Below are 24,513 nucleotides of genomic sequence, written 5' to 3' on the forward strand. Positions count from 1 at the left end.
TAACAATAAGCTCCCCTACGATAAAGGAATAACAACATGAAACTTAAAAAACTGACTACTTTGCTTTCCGCTGCCATGTTAACCAGTACGATGTCGGTTGCAGCGCAAGCTCAAGATACAATGGCTATTGTGGTATCAACACTAAACAACCCATTCTTCGTGAGTATGAAAGATGGAGCCGAAGCCAAAGCAAAAGAACTCGGTTACGATCTGATTGTTTTAGATTCGCAAAATGACCCAAGTAAAGAGCTTTCTAATGTCGAAGATCTTTCGGTTCGAGGTGTAAAAGCGATTCTTATTAACCCAACCGATTCCGACGCGGTTTCTAACGCGATTCGAATTGCTAACCGCGCAAATATCCCAGTATTAACACTCGATCGTGGCGCAAGCCGTGGTGACGTTGTCAGCCATATTGCTTCTGATAATGTTGCTGGTGGTGAAATGGCGGGTAAATTCATTATTGAAAAGGTCGGTGAAAAAGCCAAAGTTATTCAACTTGAAGGCATTGCCGGTACTTCCGCCGCTCGTGAACGTGGTGAAGGTTTCATGAACGCTGTGAAAAATTCACAACTCGACCTTCTTGCCAGCCAACCTGCTGATTTTGACCGCAGCAAAGGTTTGAATGTAATGGAAAACCTACTCGCGGCTAATGGTGAAGTTCAAGCAGTATTCGCACAAAATGATGAAATGGCACTTGGCGCTTTACGTGCAGTACAAGCCTCCGGTAAAGAAATTTTAATTGTTGGCTTTGATGGTACCGATGATGGTATTGCAGCTGTTAACCGCGGCATGTTAGGCGCAACAATTGCTCAGCAACCAGCCTTAATTGGTGAACTGGGTGTTGCCACTGCAGACAAAGTTTTAAAAGGTGAGTCAGTGGAAAAAAACATTCCGGTTCCACTTAAAGTTATTACTAAATAATCACTAATGTGGGGGCTGAACTGCCCTCACTTTCTTCACTGAAAATGCTCATTGATATGACGTATTTCGGTCATATCAATTCGTATTTAAACGTTATCGCCATAAGGATGATATATGAACAAGCTGATCGTTTTAGGTAGTGTTAATGCCGATCATGTACTTCAAGTCCCCTCTTTCCCTCGCCCAGGTGAAACTCTAATGGGACGTAATTACCAAGTTATTCCTGGTGGAAAAGGAGCTAATCAAGCGGTGGCTGCCGCACGTTTAGGTGCAGACATTGGATTTATAGCTTGTGTAGGAAGTGATTCCTTTGGGCAAAATATCATTCAAAGTTTTGCACAAGATGGTATCAACACTGACTATGTATCTAGCATTCCATCGACTCCTACTGGCGTAGCATTGATCCAAGTCTCTGATGAAGGCGAAAATAGTATTTGCCTCTCACCAGAAGCCAATAATGCTCTAGACCAAGAACGAGTATCTATTTTTAAAGATCCCATCCAACACTGTGATTATTTACTGCTGCAACTTGAAACCCCTTTAGATGGTATTGAATCGGCAATCAAATTGGCTAAATCGAGTTCGAATGCTGATATAAAAGTCGTTTTAAACCCAGCTCCAGCGAAAGCATTGCCGGACTCTATCCTGAATAAAATTGATATTATTACCCCGAATGAAACTGAGGCTGAAGTCTTAACCGGGATTGCTGTCACCGATGATAATTCAGCACAAGCAGCGGCGAATAATCTCCATGAAAAAGGTATCTCAACCGTAATTATTACCCTAGGTGCTAAAGGTGTATGGCTAAGTGAAAATGGTAAAGGTAAAATTATTCAAGGCTTTAAAGTAAAAGCGCTGGATACAACCGCCGCTGGAGATACCTTTAATGGCGCTTTTGTTACTGCATTACTTGAAGGCGTTGACACTGTACAAGCGATCTATTTCGCACACGCTGCGGCTGCCCTTTCGGTTACACGGTTTGGCGCACAAACCTCCATTCCGACACGACAAGAAACGGATAATTTTTTGGTATCACAATCACTTTAATTTCGTGTTTAAATTTATTTTCAATCAATAGGGAAACATCACATGGCAACAATGAAAGACATCGCCCGACTTGCTCAGGTTTCAACGTCCACCGTTAGCCATGTATTGAATAAAACACGATTTGTTAGTGAAGATATTGAAAAGCGCGTAAAACAAGCAGCAAAAGAGCTTAACTACGCGCCATCGGCATTAGCTCGTAGTTTAAAGATGAAGTGCACTAAAACCGTTGGCATGCTAGTGACCACCTCAACCAACCCTTTCTTTGGGGAGGTACTTAAAGGTGTTGAAAGACGTTGTTATGAAAAAGGTTATAACTTAATACTTTGTAATACCGAAGGTGACAGCGAACGCATGAAAGCCTCTATCGACACTCTGCTACAAAAGCGTGTCGATGGTTTAATGCTCATGTGCTCTACCCTTGAAGGCGAAGAAATTGAAATTTTTGAACGCTATCCAGAACTACCAGTGGTCGTTATGGACTGGGGCCCAATGGAATACGCTAGCGATAAAATTCAAGATAACTCTTTCAAAGGTGGTTACTTAGCCACTCAATATTTAATCGACCATGGCCATACCAACATAGGCTGTGTCACCGGTCCGCTACATCGTAGTCAAGCATCACTGCGTTTTGATGGGTTTAAACAAGCGCTGCATGATAACAACCTCACTTTAAATGAAAACTGGATTGCTCAAGGCAACTTTGAATGTGACGGTGGCTATGATGCTTATCAAGCTCTGAAACTCAATGGGGCTTTACCAAGTGCTTTATTCGTCTGTAATGACATGATGGCATTGGGTTTAATTAATGCGGCTAGCCAGGATGGTATAAAGATCCCTCACGAGCTTTCCATTGTTGGCTATGATGATATCCAACTAACTAAGTACATCACTCCGTCTTTAACCACCATCCACCAGCCAAAACATCAGCTGGGAAAAACCGCGGTAGATACCTTATTGTCACGTCTTGAAAGCCCAAATGCACCTCAACAAGTGATTCAATTAGAGCCAACCTTGATAGAGCGTCACTCCGTGATCAAATACCAAGTAAAATAGCAGATATACGCTGAGCAGCATCCGAACATATTAGCTGGGAAGTTACTTGGGTATGATACCGAAGTGAGTTATTATTCACGCCGTTTTTCATTCTACCTATTTCTTGGAGCCCTCATGGCCACTGGACCTCATAACAAAAATAATCGTCACTCTCAAACGACTAACAGAAGTAATAAGTCCAGCTCTCAGAAACCAAGATCCAATCAGCCTAGAACGAATAAACCCAAAGCTAATATTAGTAAGACAGCATCACACCGTTCAAAATCACCCGTACATAAAAAACCTACCGGATTGCATCCACGTAACCTGCATAATGGTCGTTATGATTTTGATAAATTAGAAGCTGCTAATCCGGCATTAACAGAATTTGTGATCCTAAACCCTCGTGGTGAACGTTCGATTAGTTTTAGCGATCCTAAAGCGGTGTTAGCACTCAATGAAGGGCTGTTAAAAGCGTATTATGGTTTAGAGTTTTGGCAAATCCCACCGGGTTACTTATGCCCGCCAATTCCGGGAAGAGCCGATTATATTCATTATCTTGCTGACTTATTAACCGCAACTAAAGAAAAAACCGATACACTGGTAGTTGAAAATGACGAGCGCGATCCGAATGCAGGTTCAGCCAATCATAAACATACCGTGCTTGATATCGGCACAGGGGCAAACTGCATCTACCCTATTTTAGGCTCAAGCCTTTATGACTGGAATTTTGTTGCCAGCGATATTGATCCTATTTCAGTCAAAACCGCACAGTTGTTAATTCAGGCGAATAAGAGATTGACGAACAAAGTGAAAGTTCGTCAGCAAGCTAAGCCAAACAGCATTTTCCACGGGATTATCAAGAAAACCGACGATTTCATTTTAACCATGTGTAATCCTCCATTTCACGAGTCATTGGAAAAAGCACGTGAAGGCAGCTTACGTAAAGTGAATAACCTCAATAAAGGCAAAGCTGATCCGCTATCAAAAAATAGCCAACCGGTTTTAAATTTTGCAGGGACTGAAAGTGAATTGTGTTATGAAGGTGGTGAAATTGCTTTCTTAAAACAAATGGCCATCGAAAGTAAAGATTTTGCCAAGCAAGTATGTTGGTTTACCAGCCTAGTCTCCAAGAAAGAAAATGTGCCGTTACTGCAGCAACAGTTGAAAAAATTAGGCGCAACTAATATTCGCGTTGTTGAGATGGCACAAGGCCAGAAGATCAGTCGCTTTGTGGCGTGGAGCTTTTTAACTAATTTAGAGCAGAAGTCGTTTTTTAGTTAAGTAATAACTTCACATACAATAATGCCCGGCACATTCGCTGGGCATTCTATTTAATCGTATTTCTAATTCGGATTACTTCGCTTTACGACGATCCGCTACTGCTTTTGCAAGTTGGCGCAATACTGTTTCTGTATCATCCCAACCGATACACGCATCGGTAATACTCTGACCATAGTTTTCAACTTTGCCATCAACCAGATCTTGACGACCTTCATTTAAGTGGCTTTCAATCATTACGCCAAAGATAGCATCTTCACCACCGGAAATTTGAGTGGCAACATCTTCTGCAACCACCATTTGGCGTTGGAATTGCTTAGAGCTATTTGCGTGGCTGAAATCAATCATCACTTTTTGGCGTAGACCGTTACCTGCTAATTCTGATTTCACCGCAGCAACATGTTCAGCACTATAGTTTGGCTCTTTACCGCCACGTAAAATAATGTGGCAATCTGGATTCCCTGCGGTTTCTACAATTGCAGAATGGCCGTATTTAGTGACTGACAAGAAATGGTGAGAGGCTCCAGCAGAACTACAAGCATCTGTTGCAATTTTAATGTTGCCATCGGTGCCATTTTTAAAACCAACTGGACAAGATAGACCAGATGCAAGCTCACGGTGAACTTGTGACTCGGTTGTACGAGCACCAATTGCGCCCCAGCTAATCAAATCACCCACATATTGCGGTGTGATCATATCTAAAAACTCACTCGCCGTTGGCATGCCGCTATCGGTTAAATCAAGAAGCAGTTTACGTCCCATACGCACGCCATCATTGATTTGATAACTATCATTCAAGTACGGGTCGTTAATAAGCCCTTTCCAGCCTACGGTTGTGCGTGGCTTTTCAAAGTAGACTCGCATTACCACTTCAAGGTCGTCTTTTAGCTCATCACGTAATACTTTTAAGCGTTTGCCATATTCAAGAGCGGCTTCGGTGTCATGAATAGAACATGGGCCAATAACGACTAGAAGGCGGTCATCTTTATCTTCAAGAATATTATGGATACTTTGGCGAGACTCAAATGTCGTATCGCTAGAGGTTTCAGTGGCAGGAAACTTTTCTAAAACAGCGATTGGCGGTAAAAGTTCTTTAACTTGTTTGATTCTTACATCATCTACTTTTTGCATAACGACATTGTCCTTGTTTTATGTGCATCTCAAGCTTTGATTCGATAAACAGTTCGAATTCTCTAATGCTTAAAATATGTTAATTTCTTTTCCTTCTAGTTAACTTATCCCTACAAAAACAGAACTTCAATCATTAATTGCCATATAAGGCATATTTTATACATTTTTGAAGCAAGTGAAGTTCAAATTGTTCGAGCCAAATAAAAAACCACCGTATCTGATTTGATATCGGTGGTTTTCATTTACTGGAATTTAATGATGATTTACAGCGTAATCACAACCGTTTCGCCATCAACTGTAAGCTCTAAAGCGTTACCATTGAGTTTATGCGACACTTCTACTTGCTCACCTTCATTCTTATTAGGAACAAGAAGGGTCAAAATGTTGTGCTCTTTTGCTGATTTAAACTCTACCTCAACATGACGGTGAATTTCTAAATCTTCATATTCAGCAGGGTCAACCTCACCGAAGCCTTCTACATTTTTCACAGAAAGAATGTTATCAGCGCTTTCATTGATAAAGTTCACATCAAGATGCGCGATGTCGCCACGAATAGTGAAGTTCTTATCTGCCACTTCGTTTGTGAATGTAGTGTGCATTAACCAAGTCATGTCTTTCTCTTCAGAAAGCGTTGCCTTGTCTTGCATCACAAATACTTTACCTTTCACAAACCAGATCTTACGCTTGTAAGATTCAATTTCAGGAACAAAATGTTTATAAGATGCGGTTGCATCACCTTCCACGAATTTAACATCAGACTCTGTATCGTAATCGGTAATGTTACCGCCCGCTTCAATACAGTAACGATCTTGGTGCGCTTCGTAACCAGTATTTTTGTTTTCGCCATACTGACCTTTGCCACCAAACAGTGGAAGGTTTTTAGAGAATGTCTGACGACGCCATTTGGTGTGCATATCAACACCAAAGCCACCATAGTAACCCGTAATCGATGCTAAGGTTTCCCCGAACGCATGCAGAGTAAAGGCATTTTGGTCGCCATGTGAGTGGCTGATTGAACCAAACGGAGAACATTTGAATACCATATGAATATGGTTATCACGCTCAGTCATCTTGTTATGGAACGCTGCCCAACCGGTAATTGGGAAGACTTTCAGTAATGGCTCATTAGACGGCGCTTTTTCTTCTGGTGCATCCCAAAGAATATTGAAACGAAGATCGTCATAGCCAAAGTCCCACCAACCGAAGTTGTAGAATTTAGTATGCGCTTCAGTATCACGGCCTTTAAGTTGGTTATAATACCAAACATACTCAGGTTTTTGGTTTACACCCGCATAATGCTTGATGTTATAAGCCAGTTTCAAACCAGGGAAATCACCAATAGATGATTGGTCACAGAAACTTGCACGTTTAGAGTGTACTGGCATGCAATACAGTGGGAAATCACCTGTATTTTCGTAGAAAGTCTTATTAAACATATCTACGCCACAGTAAGCTTTCAATAGATCGAATGCTTCACCTAGGAACGCTGTTTGAGTATTCCAGTAGTCAGGACCTTCCGCCCAACCGCCATCTTCACCGCCCCATGGTGGGTAGTGAACCGCGTAGTACTCAAGAGCATAAGCAATGTACTCGCCCGCTTTCGGGTGATCGTGATACAAAGCAATACACGTTGGAATAATCGCAGAAGAAATCGAACGCACACCGTGGCTGTTCAATGGGTTGTTCAGTAGATCAACGGTCACTTTAAGGTGATGCATGATCTCATCAAGACGAACAACGAGCGCATCTTGAACTTGTTGACGTTCTTCATCAGTAAAGTAAGCGTGTAACCAGTCATAACCCCAAGCCATTGCAGCGATAACACGGAAAGCCGCTTCATCATTGTAACCACGAGAAGTCACGCCATCTGGATCGTAAGTCGATAACTTCAGTGTCCAAGCTTTTGCTTTGGCAATCAGATCTTCGTCATCTTTCACAATACCTGCAATAGCAAGGTTACGAGTTGCATTCATCGCCATCTGGCAATCGACATACATTTGACGCCAATAAGGACGCCATAGTGATGCTTTACCTACTGTTTCTTCAGGATAAGCTTGTGGCTCTTCATAAGGTTCTACATCTAAGAACTTAACGGTAGAATTGTTATAAAAATCATTGAACATGCAGTATGAGTCGTCAGCTTTTACTTTCGCTTTAAACTCAGCAAGATCTTTTGATTGCACTAAAAGACGTGGACGCTCAGCGCTCAAGCTATCTAAAAAAGATAAATCAAAGTCACGTTTTTGGACTTCAATAGGAAGTAAATCAACTAAGTTACCCGCTGATGTATCGTTTTCTAGTTTGATTTTCCTGATCGCATCAAGAGATTTTTGGTCTGTCATAGTCACTCTCTTTATATAAATTTTAAGATTAAGTTTGTCTGAACCACTAAATTAATCTTATTGTATTACAAAAAGAGAAAGCGAGTAAAATAATCTGAACAAGCTTTTGTTAAAAGTGCTTAGCTCTGTCACAAAATTAATATCATTAGCATGATTTAAAGTACCAATATTTAAAGTAGCCATATCACTTTTCTATAATTAAGGTCACTTGCCCTACTTCAATACCAAACTTTGAAATGCTAGTACGGTTAATCAAACGTGTAGGAGTCACCAGATACATCCAATCATCAAAATGAGTTTCAAGTGTATCCTCTTTATAGGGGATCTCAACATCATAACTCCAGTGGAAAACACTGCCGGAACTGCGGCCAGAGGCAATGCCTATTACATCACTTGCTTCGCCTGAAATTGAACCATCATCATTTAAGGTGATATACCAAATTCGTTTTTGAGTTTCGCCATCATCATAAACAAAATCTTCTTCGATAACGCCTTTATTTCCTTGCCAACTTGCGTCCATATTGACAACGAGTTTTCTGGTCAGCTCACCCTTATAATCTTGCACCACGCCGTAAGCTTTTAATTTACCAGTGAAAAAACTCTTAAAATCAAACTCAGGTTGGCTACCTTTATAAGAGTCAACGTCGGGAGCTGAGCAACTGGATAAAACGGCCGCTAAACAGATAACAAAAAACGATTTAATCAGGTTCATAACTGCTTCCTTGAGTTTATTGATGTTTATTGCCCAATGAGTTGCTTACGCACTTTGGGATGAGAGGTATTCGGTGAAAGCCAAATCGCGAGGAAAGATTCGGTAAAAGTAGGATCTCGGATCACGCCAAGCTTTTTACCGTTGTAGAAAAAAACGGAAGTCTGATTGTTATCGACTAGAACACTTAACGTATCGCCTTGCCTAATATCTGGCCATAGTGCCATTAATATTTGATCGTACTGACCAACAAGAGATTGTTTACCTAGATGTTGCCACTGATCATTGGTCGCTTTGACAATATCTTTGGCTTTAAAATCTCTTAGGTAAGATAGTGAAAGTAACAGTGGAAAACTCTGGGTAGTGTAGTTCCCTGATAAGTTGTATAGCCGCGCATCATAAACATCCCAAAACAAGTATGTCATGCGAGCTTCGCCAACAAGCTGTAAATTGCTCGAATCAACTTGGGCTCTGACTACCTGGCTTACCGCTAAACATCCTATAAATAGCCACTTCCACATAACATCATCGCTAGGTTGGTTAATCATTTTAGCTAATACGTTATTGAAGGGCTTTTAGATCAAAAAAGCACACCACTGAATCAGTGCTGTGCTTCATTTCCCTAATGGGAGGGTTGATTCTTAGAGAGAATCTATTTGTCTTTCATTTGAGACTGAGATTGATCACGTTGGTGTTGAAACCAAAAACGTTTTCTACCGTTTGAACGAATCATAGTTATTTTCCTTCTTATTTTTCTATTACATCACTGAAATTACTCAATTATTTAGAGAAAAACTGTGATGCTAATCGAATACTCAAAAATGAGCATATAAGCCGGTATTAACCTATTTATTTTGACGCTGAGTTCGAGTTTCGCTTTTAGAGAAGATCGATAAAACGACTTTTCGAAGACACTTTCTTTTATCGAAAGTACGGTGAACAGAATTACAACGGGACTTGATGCTAAAGCAGAGGGTCGAGTATTAATTTTTCACACTTCAAACAATGAAGTTTATAAATGGGTTATTTGGGCTTGCCTTGCCAGCTTGTTAAGCAAAATGCTTAGTCTGGTTTTTTATTTTTGTGTTACTTCTTATAAAAACAAACGCTGACTAATAAAGCCAGCGTTTATTATATCTTCCAGTGTTAGAGATAAACTCTACACTAAAAAATCAATTATTAAGCAGGAACAACGTTCGCAGCTTGAAGACCTTTTTGGCCTTGCTCTACTTCAAAAGACACTTTTTGGCCTTCAGCAAGAGTTTTGAAACCTTCAGAAGCGATAGCACGGAAATGTACGAATACGTCAGCGCCGCCGTTGTCTTGAGTAATGAAGCCGAAACCTTTTTCTTCGTTAAACCATTTAACGATACCAGTTGTTTTAGACATATTATGTCCCTTATCTTGTGTGCAATAAATGCAGTTCATAAATGATGTCGCTAAATGCGACGGGTGCTACGTTGAACGATTTAATGGTTTATTAAGCGAAGGGAAAATCTAATAACAAAGACAAAAACGAAGCTGTATTTGAGGATTCTACTTTTACTAAATTGTTTCATCAATCACTCTTATCAACAGAGCGAGGTAGATATTACAGGGTTTGAGAGAGATGTACACCTATTTCGTACATATTATTGAAAATAAATCTTGTTTGTGTTTTTCGTCACATATTTAGTAGGCTGATTTTTCTCAAAAACTCAGCCTACTCTTTGCTTTACTTAAGCTAGTTGAACTAACAACCATTCTTTTACTTGGGCTAACTCTTCAGCATTCTGTGGGTATCGAATTGAAACCTCATCTAACGCGGTCGTTATTCCTTCAGCATTATAAAGCTGCTCAGTCAAAGCCTCTTGCAATGCTTCAAGCGGTGCAGGATCTAGGCTATCAGTAAACACTTGCACTTCTGTAATGTGCGCTTTCTTGACGTTAAAATGTAGCTCTACGCCGCCCCATTTGAAACGTTCGTCAATGTGGTGGCTGAACTCAGGAGTATTACCAAAGTTCCAATGCCAATCTTGCTGCTTAGTAAAGGTCGCTTCAAAGTTTGGTAAATCCGGCATCGATTCTTCGGAGATAAACTCTGGCTCGACTGTTTCACCATAGTAGTCAAAGAATGCCTGTTTGATCGCTTCACATAAACTGTCGTGGGTTAAAGTGTCATCTAACTGATTGAGATTAATTACGCGAGATCGCACCGAGGTGATGCCTTTCGCTTGTAGCTTTTTCGGATCTGGGTTGAGATAGTCCGCTAAGCGACTCATGTCTGCATTTAATAGAATCGTGCCATGGTGAAAGCCTCGGTCCATTGTTTCTCGATAAGCTGAGCCAGAGAACTTACGCTCTCCCTCTTCGGTTTCCACTACAAGATCATTACGCCCTGTGGCTTTACCTTCTATACCTAATGCTTTTAATGCATCTAATACAATTTGAGTAGACACAGTTTTATCGTATCCCGGCTTGCCTGCCATAAAAGTAAAGTTGCTGTTACCAAGATCATGAAATACCGCTCCACCACCGCTTTGTCGACGAGCGAGAGTAATACCGTCTCTTTCCATACGCTGAGTATTACACTCTTTCCAAGGGTTCTGCGCTCGGCCAATCACCACCGTATTGTCGTTACGCCACAGAAACAACACCTTTTGGTCGGCACTCATCGAACGGAAAATGGTATCTTCTACCGCTAAGTTAAATAGAGGATTGGTTGAAGTAGAAAACAGCAAACGAAGTGATGACATAAAAACTCTCAGTAGTAATGCATTAATAGCCAGATATTAACCTGAATGAAAAGCATCTGTCCTTAACCAAGATGTAAAATTTTGCTTTTCCAGCAGCTTTCCATTAACTCACTTCACGCTTGGTGATAAGCTCCATCAATAAAAAGTAGTTTGTTGAATTAAGGAGAATTCTAGTGCCCATTCCTCATGAGCTTGCTTCATCATTTGTTGATAATGGAATACTTTATCAGCCGCACCAATTTCAAGTTCCTCTTAAGCATGATGATAAGCAAAGCCAGACTATTACCGTCTATGCTCGCGAGTTAGTCAGCCTAGAGAAACAAACGCAAGATTTACCTTGGCTAGTTTATTTTCAAGGTGGCCCAGGTTTTCCTTCCCCTAGAGCGAATGGACAATCGGGTTGGTTAAAAGCGGCGCTCCAGCAATATCGCGTATTATTACTCGATCAACGCGGCACAGGGCTAAGTTCACCTATTACTCACCAAACACTTGAAGGTATGAGTAGTGATGAACAAGCAGACTATCTCTGCCATTTCAGAGCAGACAGCATTGTCAAAGATGCCGAAACCATACGTAAACATTTCAATGTAGAAAAGTGGGCAATACTTGGCCAAAGCTTTGGCGGCTTTTGTTCATTAACCTACCTATCGCTTTATCCTGATAGTCTATTAAAATCTTATATTACTGGCGGCGTTCCTTCTTTAACTCGCCATGCCGATGAGGTTTACCAAGCGACCTACCAACGAGTAAAACAAAAAAATGATAGTTTCTTCCGCCAATTTCCACAGGCGCAAACCTTGTGTCAGCGCATTGCAGACTACTTACTCAATCACGATACCTATTTTCCTAACGGCCAGCTATTTACCGTAGAACAATTTCAAATGATCGGTATTAACCTAGGTCGTGGCAATGCAGCCCTTCCTATGTACTACCTGCTTGAAAGCGCTTTTGTCACCGTAGATGGCAAAGAAACATTAAGCTACGCCTTTTTGAATGCCATGTTGGCGGAACAGGCTTACCAGACCAATCCTATCTATGCCATTTTGCATGAATCGATTTATTGCCAGCCTTTTGCTAAGAATGATTCCGAGCAAACAGCATCGGCTTGGTCAGCGCATCGTGTTCGACAAACCTACCCTGAATTCAACTACCAAACTGGAAACCCTTTCCTATTTACTGGTGAAATGGTGTACCCGTGGATGTTTGAACAAATGCAATGCTTAAAACCATTAAAAGAGGCGGCAAACAAACTCGCTGAAAAACAAGATTGGTCTGCTCTTTACGATGTAGAACAGTTAAAAAAGAATACCGTTCCCATTGCTTGCGCGGTTTATGTTGAAGATATGTATGTTGAGTTCGATTATTCACGCGAAACCCTAGCAAACATACCGAACAGTCGAGCTTGGATGACTAATGAATATGAACACAACGGCATTGGTGTCGACGGTGAAACCATCTTTAACCGACTTGATGAAATGCTAAACCAAATTAGCCAACTGCCAAGCCACCAATAGCCGAATCCCCTAGCCTAGGGTGCTATAAGGAAATAACGATGAAAACCAAAGTCTTAATAGATATTACTCCGTACATGGATGATCTGGTTGTACTATTGCAAGATTGTGTTGCGAGCGGTGCATCGGTTGGTTTTTTGCCACCAGTAGAGCTTCAAACAGCGCAAAAGTATTGGCAAGATGTCGCAGCTGCACTCGAAGCAAAACCTTCAACTCGATTATTAATCGCCGCATTTGAAGGCGAACAATTGATTGGCTGCGTGCAATTATCTCTAGCTAGCAAATCAAACGCTAAGCATCGCGCTGAAGTTGAAAAGTTAATGGTACATACCCAGCATAGAGGTAATGGAATCAGCAAGGCTTTATTATCACACCTAGAAGAAGAGGCTCTGGTGGCCGGCCGTCGATTATTAATTCTCGATACCCGTGTCGGCGATATTGCTTCAGAACTATACAAACGTATGAACTATACCGAAGCTGGCTATATTCCTGACTTTGCTTTAAGCGCCACTGGTGAGTTAGATGGCACCACGTTTTTCTATAAGATGCTTTCTTAAATCACATCGAAAAACAAATATCTAATATTTTCAATAACTAACAGCTCAACGCCGATGTACCCACTACATCGGCATTTTTATACCGATCGCCATATTTACACTGTAAAACCAATTGTGACGCCGTCACCATGTCAAGAAAAAAATCTTATCAAGATCTGCAATATTTCTCGTTCTTCAACGTAACTTGAATCCTTTATACTCAAGCCAACCCGTCGATTGGGTTCTATTATTAATCATTGAATATTAAAGAGTTAATTATGCCGGACACTATCCGTATTCGCGCTTTAGAAAAAGACGATCTTAGATTTATTCATAGCCTCAACAATAACCGCAGTGTGATGTCGTATTGGTTCGAAGAGCCGTATGAATCCTTTATGGAGCTAGAAAGTCTTTATGTTAAACATATCCATGATTTGAATGAGCGACGCTTTATTGCTGAGAATGGAGACCGCGAGCATGTTGGTTTGGTCGAGTTGGTTGAAATCAACTATATCCACCGAACGGCTGAGTTTCAGATCATCATTGCCCCTCACTTTCAAGGCAAAGGCTATGCACGAGAAATCATTGATCGCGCTGTTAATTACGCTTTCAAAATATTGAATATTAACAAGTTATATCTTCAAGTTTCGGATGAAAACGAGAAAGCCGTTTACCTGTACGAAAGCTTTGGCTTTAAACGTGAAGGCCTATTGATTGAGGAGTTCTTCATGAATGGTCAGTATCGAAATGCCATTCGTATGTACATGCTGCAGCGGGACTACATTAACTTGCAACATGAACCTAGTGCGATTAATGCAACTGAATAAATAAAATTAGCGCCACCTGATTATCTCTTCTAGGTGGCGCTCTCTGTTTTGCTACTCTTTATTCATGCCATCAGCCATCGCATTAACTAAATCATGATCTTTCGTGTCTCCTGATAAATCCCATGAAAAAATCCCTGCCAAATTATTAGCTTTGGCCCATTCAGCCTTAGCTTTAATAGATTCAGGATTATCGTAGCTAATGAACACTTGTTTTTCAGGGTTCCATAAATAAGGTGCTTGAGCTGCTTTATCATAGCCTTGTACGTAGCCCTGTTTGCTGGTGTAGTTCTTCATCAGATCCCAATACATGAAGAAGCCAGGCTCCGTTGTACCAAACGCTGCCCCTTTCTCTGAAGTTAATGTTGAGCTAGGCAACTTACCATCAAAGTCTTTCGTTCCTTCCCAACCACGGCCAAAGAATGTCGCGCCAATAACCAATTTTTCTGGGGGGATACCTTGATCGATCATTTGTTGAATAAACACATCAGCGCCCATTCCCCACCAACTACGCTCTGTTGCATGTAGATTGGTTAAATGACCGGTTTGTTGACCCCAGCCGCCTAAAAAGTCATAGGTCATAGCAAACATATTGGTTAGATATTGCTCCGCGTTCTGAAAATCTATTTGCGTTGTTTTAGGACCAACCCCAACCGCCATAGATAATTCATACTCACGCTTTGTTTTCTCTTCTAACGCATCGAGATCCGCCCGCATGGTTTTTACTAAATAAGTAAAGGCTTCTTTTTCCAATGCTTTTTGTTCATCGGTTAATTTTGTGTCTGGATTCCATGGAGAAGTCGTTAAGCCACCGCCTCCTGGATACTCCCAATCTAAATCGATACCATCAAAAAAATCATATTGAGCAATGAGCTCTACAGCTGTACGTGAAAATTGGTCTATTGCTTTTTTATTTTTAGCCATTTCGTGGAAAGGTTCAGACATTGTCCAGCCACCAAAAGATGGCAGAATTTTCAAATTTGGGTGATTAGCTTTTAGCTGTGCTAATTGAGAGAAATGACCTTTGTAATCCACATCGACAGATACACTCCCGAAATCATGCTCAAGCGCCGCCTCTTTATCGACAATAATTGCCGTATAAGGCTCTTTTCCTTCACATTGTTGGGCTACTTGAGTTTGAACGGCTTCACCTGCACCAGTATGTGGCCCACACATAGATAGAAATGCATAAATAATATGCGTCAGTTTGTCCGCCGGAATATCTTTTACAGAATATGGATTGATCTCGCTTTTATAAAACCAATCAGCAAAATACCCAGCAACGATGGGTGAGTTCATCGGCTTTTCAGCAGCAAAAGCAGTGCCCCCACTGAAACTTGCACACAAAATAGAACCGACTAACGTGGGTAATACTAATTTTTTCATTTCTATCTCCCAATAAATCATGACAAATCAAAGAGTACGCTGTTCAAATGCACCCTAAGCACATGATTATGCAGCCTCAATTAATCATGCTATTGAGTAAACTTAATCTTAATTATTAAGTTCGTAGAGCCAAATAGTTCAATTTATGACCTGTGGTTATTTTTAGAAGAAAATTAATGTATCTCACCATGTGTGTTGCATGTTTTTTCAAATTCACACGCAAAAATAATGAGGTATTTAATGCAATCGTTTGGCTAAAAAGACGTGATATTGAAAAGAGAGAAGTTCTAAAATTAGCAATCGTTTCCTTAAAATAAAGTGAGATCTAGGCATCTTTTTTCACTCACTTGGTTTGACTTGAGCTCGTTATATTTCGACTATGAATACCTAATTAAACCTTACAGACTTTAGCTTGCCACCTTGATGTCGCTTAGCTGAGTTATTTTTCTTCTGTTATTTCATTTCAATTATTAGATAGGGTTATACATGAGTAGTAAATTAGAACAGCTTCGCGCACTCACTACCGTTGTTGCAGATACTGGTGACATTGATGCCATCGCAAAATACCAACCTCAAGATGCCACCACTAACCCATCATTGATTTTAAAAGCGGCGCAAATTGAAAACTATTCACGCCTGATTGATCAATCTATCGCTTATGCCAAAGCGCAAAGCGACGATGCAGACCGACAAGTGCAAGATACTTGTGACATGCTAGCGGTAACGATTGGTCAAGAGATCTTAAAAGTGATTCCGGGTCGTATTTCAACTGAAGTAGACGCTCGTCTTTCATACGATACTGAAGGCAGTGTGACTAAGGCTCGCCAGCTAATCAAAATGTACAACGATGCTGGTATTACTAACGACCGTATTTTGATTAAACTGGCTTCGACTTGGGAAGGCATTCGCGCAGCGGAAATTTTAGAAAGTGAAGGCATCAACTGTAACCTCACTCTACTCTTCTCTTTCGCTCAAGCACGTGCCTGTGCTGAAGCTGGTGTTTACTTAATCTCACCGTTTGTTGGTCGCATTATGGACTGGCACAAGGCGAAAGAAGGTCGTGATTTTGAAGCGAGTGAAGATCCTGGTGTTAAATCGGTTACCAGTATCTACAACTACTACAAGCAACATGGCTACGAAACGGTAGTAATGGGCGCAAGCTTCCGTAATACCGGTGAGATTTTAGAACTTGCTGGTTGTGATCGCTTAACTATCAGCCCTCAGTTGTTGCAAGAGCTGGAAGATAGCCAAGGTGAAGTGGTGCAAAAACTGAAACCTGCGCAAAGCATTCAAGCTCAACCAGAAAAAATGACGCACGCTGAGTTCTTGTGGGAGCACAACCAAGATCCGATGGCAGTTGAAAAACTAGCTGAGGGCATCCGCGCTTTTGCTGTCGACCAAGGCAAACTAGAAGCTATGATTAAAGCGAAACTATAATCCTACAACACCAAGATCTAGGAGATGTTGCCCTAGGTTTACCTTGCTAAAATGGTCAGTTAATCACTGGCCATTTTTTGTTTATCGGAGTGCTTATGTATCTATATCCTACTATTTTGGTCGCCATTAACCCAAACGACTTACATGCCAAACAGCTTGTCTTTAAAGCTGCAACCGTGGCTAAGCAAAACCAAGCAGAACTTCACCTTGCTTATGTCGAAAAAGGCATTTTCAATATTCAGTATCTTTATCGAGATGAAGGATTGTTTAATTTTCATCCAGGCAAAGAACTTGAACTCATTCAACAGTTGCATGAGTTAAGCCAATCAAGCCCTTACCCTGTAAAAAATATCCACTTTGCTGCTGGGGAAGTCATTAAACACTTAGAAGATTTAATTGAAGAAGTTGAAGCGAAGCTTGTGGTTGTCGGCCATAAAAATAAACTCACTCACTTTTTTGGTGGTATTGAAGACAATTTGTCCGCCGATCTGCAGTGCGATATCTTACAAATACACAGTTTTGATTAATGTTTTCATAGCTTAATTCAGATAGTCCTTACGAATAGTGCGACAATTTTTTATTCCTTAGTTAATAAAATTGTTATATATTCCAAGCACTATTTGCAATACATAAGGTAAAGTACTTTGCTTGTTACGCCGCCCTAGACGTACACCCTCCCAAAAGTCACCACTTTTCGCGTGACACTTTTATGCCGTTTCCACGGTAGGTACTTTGATATAAATATCAGAGTCACCACTATTACACACAAATAACATCTCAAAAAACTGTACATACTGCCATGCTCGCAGAAAGACTACTCATGTCTGTCTTTTCTCGCATGCTGTCTGTCAGGTTATTTACAAGTACATAATAAGGATTTCTATGCTTGAAAAAATGAAAGTAGAATGGTTCTCGAACATTCGAGGCGATCTACTGGCTGGTATTGTTGTTGCACTAGCCTTAATTCCCGAAGCCATCGCCTTTTCGATTATTGCCGGTGTTGACCCTAAAGTCGGTTTATATGCTTCTTTTTGTATCTCAGTCATTATTGCTATTGTGGGTGGTCGCCCAGGTATGATCTCTGCGGCAACCGGTGCAATGGCGCTACTCATGGTCACTCTGGTAAAAGAACATGGATTAGAGTACCTACTCGCGGCAACACTACTCACCGGTGTATTACAAATTCTTGCCGGCTATTTGAAACTTGGCAGCCTAATGCGTTTTGTTTCTCGCTCCGTTGTCACCGGCTTTGTAAACGCGCTAGCTATTTTGATTTTTATGGCGCAACTACCAGAACTCACCAACGTTACATGGCATGTTTATGCAATGACGGCTGCCGGCTTAGCGATTATTTACCTTTTCCCTTACCTACCTTTTGTCGGTAAAACCATTCCCTCGCCTTTAGTTTGCATTGTGGTATTAACCGCTATTGCGATCTCTTTTGGAATTGATATTCGTACCGTAGGCGATATGGGGCAACTACCTGATACTTTACCTATCTTCTTATGGCCAGATGTTCCTCTTAACCTTGATACTCTACTGATTGTTTTGCCTTACTCTGTAGGTTTAGCGGTGGTTGGTTTATTAGAGTCGATGATGACTGCTACCATTGTGGATGATTTAACCGACACCAAAAGTAACCGTAACCAAGAATGTAAAGGCCAAGGTATTGCCAACATCGGAGCTGGTTTAATGGGTGGCATGGCTGGTTGTGCGATGATTGGTCAATCTATGATTAATATAAAATCTGGTGGTCGTGGACGTCTTTCTACATTTTCTGCTGGGGTCTTTTTGATCATCATGGTGGTTTTCTTAGATGATTGGCTGAAACAAATCCCAATGGCGGCCCTTGTCGCGGTAATGATCATGGTGTCTATCGGTACTTTCTCTTGGAGCTCGATTAAAGATCTCAAAAAGCACCCTCTATCGACCAACATTGTGATGGTCGTGACGGTTATTGTGGTTGTCGCCACGCATAATTTAGCTTTAGGTGTGCTAGCAGGAGTCTTGTTAGCGACGCTATTCTTCGCCAACAAAATCGGTCGTTTTATGGTGGTGAAATCAGACATAACCGACAATGGCGTACGTAAATATCAAGTCGTAGGGCAAGTGTTCTTCGCTTCTTCTGAGCAATTAACTGAATCGTTCGATTTCAAAGAAGTAGTTGATAAAGTGGTTATTGACTTAACTCATGCACACTTTTGGGATATCACCTCGGTCTCTTCACTCGATAAAATCGTCATCAAATTCCGTCGTGAAGGCGCTGAAGTGGAAATTATTGGCATGAGCGAAGCAACAGAAACCATTGTCGACAAGTTTGGCGTTCATAACGATCCCAAAGAAGTTGAAAAATTGATGGCTGGTCACTAAGGAGAGAACTATGAATAAGATTATTACCTGTATCGATGGCTCAACTTATGCCAATGCTGTCTGTCAAAGTGGGATTTGGGCTGCGAATAAGCTCGATAAAACCCTACTATTTTTACATGCGATTGAAAAAAACAATCAATCCACCAGCGAAGATTTGAGTGGCGCAATTGGCCTTGGTGCACGTTCTTCATTATTAAAAGATATGGCATCGCTAGACGAACAAAGAAGCAAGCTCGCGGTAGAAGTTGGCAAAGATATGCTCACCCATGCTTCTCAGATTGCAGCAGAACAAGGTTGCCAGGCGGTAGAACAAACTCAACGTTACAGCCACATCGTAGAAGCCATTCTTGATCTAGAGTTTGAAGCTAGACTGATTGTCATTGGCCGCTCAGGTGAAGATCACGATAAAGGGTTTAAAAAGCTTGGTTCGAATATCGAAAAGGTCATTCGTCAAGCTCACACTCCTATCCTCATTACCAATAAGGAATTTAGCGAGCCTAAAAGTTTTATGTTGGCTTATGATGGACGTGAAACCGCAGATAAAGCGGTGCAACGTGTGATTGACGGAGGGTTATTACATGGCCTTACTTGCCACCTAGTGACAGTAAAAAATAACCAAAATGACTTAGCGGATAAATTCAAACAAACTGAAGCTTTGTTAATTGAAAATGGCTTTAACGTTAAGTCTCAATTTTTAGAAGGTAATGTGTTTGATTCTCTGATGGATTACAAAAGAGATAATGAAGTAGACATGTTGGTGATGGGTGCTTTCTCGCACTCTAAACTTGCACAAATATTTCTAGGCAGTAACACCCTAAAAATGTTGGAGCATACTCACTTGCCATTATTGATTTTGCGTTAGTATCTCCGATTAATGCAGATCAACGTTGACTAGATAAAGAGTAGCACCTTAGGCGACTCTTTCTTCTTTCGTGAATATCCAATACATAGTGGCAAATAAACTAATAGTGATACTAAACTAGTAGGGACAACAAGCTAATACCAGCCTATCACGCGATCTATTATCACACGAGCCACTATCAAACACTCCATTCCAACACTTGCCAGTTTTCTGGATCAGAATGGGCTTTTAAAGCTGGGCAGGGATTCACTAAATACGCATAATCGGCAAACTCACACAAAGGTAAATCATTGATTGAATCAGTATAGAAGTGGATTTCGGAAAATCGTTCTGGCTGTCGCTTAATCCATTCTTTTAATCGCAATACTTTTCCTTCACGATAGCTGGGAATACCGGAAATCTCAGGCGTATAGCAACCTTGCTTGGTCACCAAGTCGATCCCTAAAGCATGGGGGATTCCAAGATGACGCCCGACGACGCTCACTAAAAATGACACGCTAGCGGAAATGATCACCATCTGCGCTTGTTGCTGTTTAAGCTGTTCAATCAAGCCTTTCGATTGAGAAAACTGCTTAGCTAAGATCTCTTCCACCACGCACTCTTCCACCAGCTGATTCACCTCTTCAACCGGCAAACTCGCTAAAGGGGCAATCGAGAACTCTAGATAATCTTGCATATCCATTTTCCCTTGTGCATACAGACTCATCAAACGCTTGTCTTGCTCAAGAAAATTCGGATCTTTGATGATGCCTTTACGCACTAAAAAAGCATTCCATAACATCGCACAATCAGCATCTATTAACGTCTCATCCATATCAAAGACATACAAAGGTTGTGTCATCTTAAGCACCCACAGGTTGAATTTCATTGAGATTAAAGAGTAGCTCAAGCGAACTCCCTTCTGGCATCAAGCGCTCAGATGAACGGTTTAATAAATCAACCGTCAATTCACACTCATCCACCGCCACTTGGTAACGAATAATATTACCTAATAATTGATGACTTTTAATCACCCCTTGTCGTGGCGAAGAGATATGTTGCGCATACTGACGCCCTTCTTCTTTGACATATATCGACTCAGGACGGATTGCTACTTTACTTATCGTGTCAAGGTCAAACAAGGCTTTAGAACAGCTGCCATCAATCAGGTTATAGTGCCCCATAAAACCGGCTACAAACTCATTGGCAGGTTGGGTATAAATCTCTTCAGGCGATCCCGCCTGTACTATTTCACCCTGGTTCATCAAGAAAATACGATCAGACATGATCATCGCCTCTTCCTGATCGTGAGTGACAAAAATCGTAGTCAAATTCATCTCTTTTTGAATATCGCGAATTTGTTGGCGTAAATGCTTACGAATTTTGGCATCCAATGCCGATAATGGCTCATCCAACAATAAAATTCTCGGCTTCACGACCAAAGCACGCGCTAATGCTACACGCTGGCGCTGACCGCCTGATAATTGATGTGGATACTGTTTCTCTTTACCTTTTAAATCCACTAACTCAATCACTTGGCTCACCAGTTTAGCCACCTCACCGGAAGCTACTTTTTTCATTTTCAGCCCAAAAGCAATATTGCCCTCAACGGTCATATTCGGAAACAAAGCATACGACTGAAACACCATACCAATGCCACGCTCTTGTGGTGATTGGTGAGTAATGTTTTCACCATTGACCCAAATCTCACCTTGATCGACCGGATTTAATCCTGCAAGGCTACGCAACAAGGTTGATTTACCACAGCCACTTGGCCCTAAAAGCGTAATAAATTCGCCTTGTTCAATGGTAAAATCCACATTCTCAAAAACAGTATTGTCGCCAAATGATTTGGTTAATTGTTTTGCAGTAACGTAACTCATGCTGTTGCTCCGCGGCTGAAACGACTTGCCAACCAAGTCAATACAAAGATAAAGATGAAGTAAGTGATCACCAGTGCAGAGGTAAAGTGACCACTGGTTTGTCGCATGTTGAAGAGATAAATTTGTAGCGTTTCATAACGCGTTCCCACCAAAATATTGGCAAAAACAAACTCACCTAATAAAAAAGAGAAAGACAAAAACAACGATGCCATTAAGCCTTTCTTCAAGTTCGGTAAGATGATCAGTAAAAACGCTTTGCTGGTACTCGCACCTAACAAATGCGCGGCATCCATCAAGTCGTGCAGATTGATCGATTCAAAGCTATTGGCAATGGCGCGATACATAAATGGCACTGCAATAGTGAAGTAGGTGCCGACTAAAATCCATGGCGTCCCCACTAACGACCAATCGCTGTCTGCATACAATTGCAACAAACCCACCGATGACACCACTGGCGGTACGGCGAACGGTAGCAAGATCATAATATTCATGACCTTATCCAGCTTTGGAAAGTAATAAAACACTACGAAAATTGCCGGTAAAATCAACACCACACTGAGTAGTAGCGCCGCGATACAAATAAATAACGAACGTCCAAAGGCTTGCACAAAGCGCGGGTCGGTCAGTAATTGCACATACCAATTTAAGGTGAAACCATCCGGTAAAATGGTCGCTCCCCAACGTGATGAGATGGAATACACTAATGTGGCGACAATCGGGAGCATCATGACGCTAACAATGCTAAACACTACGGTTTTATGGAATAGCATCGTTTTATGAAATTGAGTATTCAGTTCTTTCATGACTATTCACTTCCCTTTTTCGCTGCATAACTTTTTGAAATAAGCCACTGATTAATCACTGTAATAAAGGCTAAAATGCCCATCAAAATAACGGAAATGGCAGCGGCTAAGTTCGGCTCAAGGAAGAGATCGCCAGACACCAAACTCGCAATACGAATCGTGATCAGATTGTAGTTGCCGGAAGTTAATGCGTAGACACTGGCATAAGCTCCCATCGCATTAGCCACTAGAATAATAAAAGTACCGAGCAATGCCGGAGATAACACAGGAAGCGCCACTCGACACCAGTATTGAAAGGTATTAGCGCCAAGTAGAGATGCAGCCGATTGCCAATCATCGCTTAACGCATCGAACGCGGGATAAAGCAGCAACACCGCGAGTGGGATTTGAAAGTAGATATAAATCGCCAACAGGCCCCATTGTCCATAAAGATCAAAATCTCCCAGTAGCCCATATTGTTTAAGCAACAAGGTCACCGCGCCATTGGTTCCTAAGATAATAATGAAAGCAAATGACAACGGAACGCCGGCAAAATTACTGCTCATATTGGTAAAAGCAATCACCGCATCGCGCAATTTTCCACTGACTTTTCTCAGTGACGACACCAATAAAGTGGCAATCGCCAGCCCAATAAAGCTCGACCAAATCGACAACCATAAGCTATTGCCGAACGCTTGCATCATAAATGCAGAATCCAGCACATCTAAGTAGTTATCCAAGCCAAACGCTTCATCATAAATAAAGCTATTGACCAACACCCACAACATAGGGGCGAGTTGAAATAAGTAAAACACCACAGCAAAAGGCACAAGCCAAATGGCAGGTTTGATCTTCTTGAACCAAAGACAAACAGGCTGCTTTTTCGCCTTTGGTTGCGTCACTGTGGTGGAATATGAGATAGGAGAATTCATACGGCTAATAATCCTTGAGTCACATCTTTTTGGTGTTGAATGCCCAATAATTGACATACGTTGCCACAGATATCCGTTTGTTTGATCTTGCAATCTTGATGCGAAAATCCATCACCAATCACCACAAATGGCACTTCTCTTTCTTCGGGCAAAATACCGCCATGGGAGAGATCATTATTCATACCGTGATCACTGGTGATAATCACTTGATAGCCCTCTTGTAACCAGGTATCGATATAGTGCGACAAAATAATATCGGCATGACGAGCAGAGTTTCGATATTGACGAGAATCTAAACCAAATTTATGACCGGTATCGTCAATATTCATCGGATGGATTAGCAAGAAATCTGGCTGATGCGTTTGTCTTAAATGTTCAGCATCCAAGAACAAAGCTTCATCTGGATAATTATCCCAATGATAAAAACAACCATGCTGAATATTGAGATCCTTATCGTGAGTAAATCGATCACGCACTGCCTCATACGGCGCACGGTTATACAGCTCACTCACCCAATGATAGGCAGCAGCAGCGGTGGTTTTCCCTTGCGAAGTTGCCAGACTAAATATGGATTCATGATGTGAACGTCGTACTATTTGATTGCTGACAATGCCACTATCAACCGGACGAACGCCAGTTAAAATACATTCATATAACGGGCGAGACATGGAAGGTAGCTCACTTTGTACGGTATAAAATGTCGCGCGTTGTTGCTCTAGTAGACCATTTAAGTAGCCCATACAATCACGGGCTACTTGGTTATTCAGTCCATCTAAAACAACAAGGATAACCTTATTGTTCATAGTCATGGCC

23 protein-coding genes are annotated in these 24,513 nt (G+C 41.3%); 11 read left to right on the plus strand and 12 right to left on the minus strand.

Translation table 11 applies throughout. The features are described 5' to 3' along the window. The first annotated feature begins 36 nt into the window (after positions 1 to 36). From rbsB to rlmF, 4 genes are all read left to right on the plus strand, one after another. The gene (gene rbsB / locus L3V25_RS04590) at positions 37 to 921 is read left to right on the plus strand and encodes a ribose ABC transporter substrate-binding protein RbsB (protein WP_237294270.1); all 885 of its coding nucleotides are present in this window, start codon (positions 37 to 39) and stop codon (positions 919 to 921) included. 114 nt (positions 922 to 1,035) lie between these two features. Continuing rightward, complete coding sequence (gene rbsK / locus L3V25_RS04595) at positions 1,036 to 1,968, plus strand: ribokinase (RefSeq protein WP_237294271.1); 933 nt, start codon at positions 1,036 to 1,038, stop codon at positions 1,966 to 1,968. Positions 1,969 to 2,010: 42 nt separating this feature from the next. Then, entirely contained in the window at positions 2,011 to 3,021 is a 1,011-nt protein-coding gene (locus L3V25_RS04600) for a substrate-binding domain-containing protein (RefSeq protein ID WP_237294272.1), read from the plus strand. A 114-nt stretch (positions 3,022 to 3,135) separates the two neighbouring features. After that, a complete protein-coding gene (gene rlmF / locus L3V25_RS04605) occupies positions 3,136 to 4,284 on the plus strand; it encodes a 23S rRNA (adenine(1618)-N(6))-methyltransferase RlmF (RefSeq protein WP_237294273.1) in 1,149 nt (382 codons plus the stop codon). 72 nt (positions 4,285 to 4,356) lie between these two features. On the opposite strand, the gene aroG is transcribed toward rlmF, so the two are convergent. From aroG to L3V25_RS04635, 6 genes are all read right to left on the minus strand, one after another. Further along, entirely contained in the window at positions 4,357 to 5,412 is a 1,056-nt protein-coding gene (aroG, locus tag L3V25_RS04610) for a 3-deoxy-7-phosphoheptulonate synthase AroG (protein ID WP_237294274.1), read from the minus strand. A 263-nt stretch (positions 5,413 to 5,675) separates the two neighbouring features. Beyond that, a complete protein-coding gene (locus L3V25_RS04615) occupies positions 5,676 to 7,754 on the minus strand; it encodes a DUF4962 domain-containing protein (RefSeq protein ID WP_237294275.1) in 2,079 nt (692 codons plus the stop codon). A 184-nt stretch (positions 7,755 to 7,938) separates the two neighbouring features. After that, positions 7,939 to 8,466, minus strand: coding sequence for a DUF3833 domain-containing protein (locus L3V25_RS04620; RefSeq protein ID WP_237294276.1), 528 nt, complete (start codon positions 8,464 to 8,466; stop codon positions 7,939 to 7,941). Positions 8,467 to 8,492: 26 nt separating this feature from the next. Then, positions 8,493 to 9,011 (minus strand): chalcone isomerase family protein, encoded by a 519-nt coding sequence (locus L3V25_RS04625; protein WP_237294277.1) that lies wholly within the window; start codon positions 9,009 to 9,011, stop codon positions 8,493 to 8,495. A gap of 631 nt (positions 9,012 to 9,642) precedes the next feature. After that, the gene (locus L3V25_RS04630; RefSeq protein WP_017025742.1) at positions 9,643 to 9,852 is read right to left on the minus strand and encodes a cold-shock protein; all 210 of its coding nucleotides are present in this window, start codon (positions 9,850 to 9,852) and stop codon (positions 9,643 to 9,645) included. A gap of 329 nt (positions 9,853 to 10,181) precedes the next feature. After that, positions 10,182 to 11,198, minus strand: a complete 1,017-nt coding sequence (locus L3V25_RS04635) for a lipoate--protein ligase (RefSeq protein WP_237294278.1) — start codon at positions 11,196 to 11,198, stop codon at positions 10,182 to 10,184. A 173-nt stretch (positions 11,199 to 11,371) separates the two neighbouring features. On the opposite strand from L3V25_RS04635, the gene L3V25_RS04640 reads away from it, so the two are divergent. The 3 genes from L3V25_RS04640 to speG all read left to right on the plus strand — a co-directional run bounded on the left by L3V25_RS04640 (position 11,372) and on the right by speG (position 14,072). After that, positions 11,372 to 12,712 (plus strand): alpha/beta fold hydrolase, encoded by a 1,341-nt coding sequence (locus L3V25_RS04640; protein WP_237294279.1) that lies wholly within the window; start codon positions 11,372 to 11,374, stop codon positions 12,710 to 12,712. A gap of 38 nt (positions 12,713 to 12,750) precedes the next feature. Beyond that, positions 12,751 to 13,266, plus strand: a complete 516-nt coding sequence (locus L3V25_RS04645) for a GNAT family N-acetyltransferase (protein WP_237294280.1) — start codon at positions 12,751 to 12,753, stop codon at positions 13,264 to 13,266. Positions 13,267 to 13,523: 257 nt separating this feature from the next. Continuing rightward, positions 13,524 to 14,072, plus strand: coding sequence for a spermidine N1-acetyltransferase (gene speG, locus L3V25_RS04650; RefSeq protein ID WP_237294281.1), 549 nt, complete (start codon positions 13,524 to 13,526; stop codon positions 14,070 to 14,072). Positions 14,073 to 14,123: 51 nt separating this feature from the next. On the opposite strand, the gene L3V25_RS04655 is transcribed toward speG, so the two are convergent. Continuing rightward, the gene (locus L3V25_RS04655) at positions 14,124 to 15,455 is read right to left on the minus strand and encodes a glycoside hydrolase family 18 protein (RefSeq protein WP_237294282.1); all 1,332 of its coding nucleotides are present in this window, start codon (positions 15,453 to 15,455) and stop codon (positions 14,124 to 14,126) included. Between the two features lie 486 nt (positions 15,456 to 15,941). Here L3V25_RS04655 and tal point away from each other — a divergent pair, with 486 nt between their 5' ends. From tal to L3V25_RS04675, 4 genes are all read left to right on the plus strand, one after another. After that, entirely contained in the window at positions 15,942 to 16,892 is a 951-nt protein-coding gene (tal, locus tag L3V25_RS04660) for a transaldolase (RefSeq protein WP_237294283.1), read from the plus strand. 95 nt (positions 16,893 to 16,987) lie between these two features. Further along, complete coding sequence (locus L3V25_RS04665; RefSeq protein WP_237294284.1) at positions 16,988 to 17,419, plus strand: universal stress protein; 432 nt, start codon at positions 16,988 to 16,990, stop codon at positions 17,417 to 17,419. A 355-nt stretch (positions 17,420 to 17,774) separates the two neighbouring features. Beyond that, positions 17,775 to 19,262, plus strand: coding sequence for a SulP family inorganic anion transporter (locus tag L3V25_RS04670; RefSeq protein ID WP_237294285.1), 1,488 nt, complete (start codon positions 17,775 to 17,777; stop codon positions 19,260 to 19,262). Between the two features lie 10 nt (positions 19,263 to 19,272). Beyond that, positions 19,273 to 20,124: a universal stress protein gene (locus L3V25_RS04675; protein WP_237294286.1), complete on the plus strand. Its 852-nt coding sequence runs from the start codon at positions 19,273 to 19,275 to the stop codon at positions 20,122 to 20,124. Between the two features lie 178 nt (positions 20,125 to 20,302). Here the strand turns inward: L3V25_RS04675 and L3V25_RS04680 are convergent, their stop codons facing one another. The 5 genes from L3V25_RS04680 to L3V25_RS04700 are packed head-to-tail and all read right to left on the minus strand — an operon-like array spanning position 20,303 to position 24,503. Further along, a complete protein-coding gene (locus L3V25_RS04680) occupies positions 20,303 to 20,965 on the minus strand; it encodes an HAD family hydrolase (protein WP_237294287.1) in 663 nt (220 codons plus the stop codon). 1 nt (position 20,966) lies between these two features. Beyond that, positions 20,967 to 21,986, minus strand: a complete 1,020-nt coding sequence (locus L3V25_RS04685) for an ABC transporter ATP-binding protein (protein ID WP_237294288.1) — start codon at positions 21,984 to 21,986, stop codon at positions 20,967 to 20,969. Continuing rightward, positions 21,983 to 22,789 (minus strand): ABC transporter permease, encoded by an 807-nt coding sequence (locus tag L3V25_RS04690; protein ID WP_237294289.1) that lies wholly within the window; start codon positions 22,787 to 22,789, stop codon positions 21,983 to 21,985. Before L3V25_RS04690 ends, L3V25_RS04685 begins: the two co-directional genes overlap by 4 nt. Positions 22,790 to 22,791: 2 nt before the next feature. Then, on the minus strand, positions 22,792 to 23,700 hold the full coding sequence (locus L3V25_RS04695) for an ABC transporter permease subunit (protein ID WP_237294290.1): 909 nt from the start codon (positions 23,698 to 23,700) through the stop codon (positions 22,792 to 22,794). Next, on the minus strand, positions 23,697 to 24,503 hold the full coding sequence (locus tag L3V25_RS04700; RefSeq protein ID WP_237294368.1) for an alkaline phosphatase family protein: 807 nt from the start codon (positions 24,501 to 24,503) through the stop codon (positions 23,697 to 23,699). Before L3V25_RS04700 ends, L3V25_RS04695 begins: the two co-directional genes overlap by 4 nt. Between the last annotated feature and the right edge of the window lie 10 nt (positions 24,504 to 24,513).

The organism is Vibrio sp. CK2-1 (genome assembly GCF_021726515.1).
In the GTDB taxonomy this organism is placed as follows: Bacteria; Pseudomonadota; Gammaproteobacteria; order Enterobacterales; family Vibrionaceae; genus Vibrio.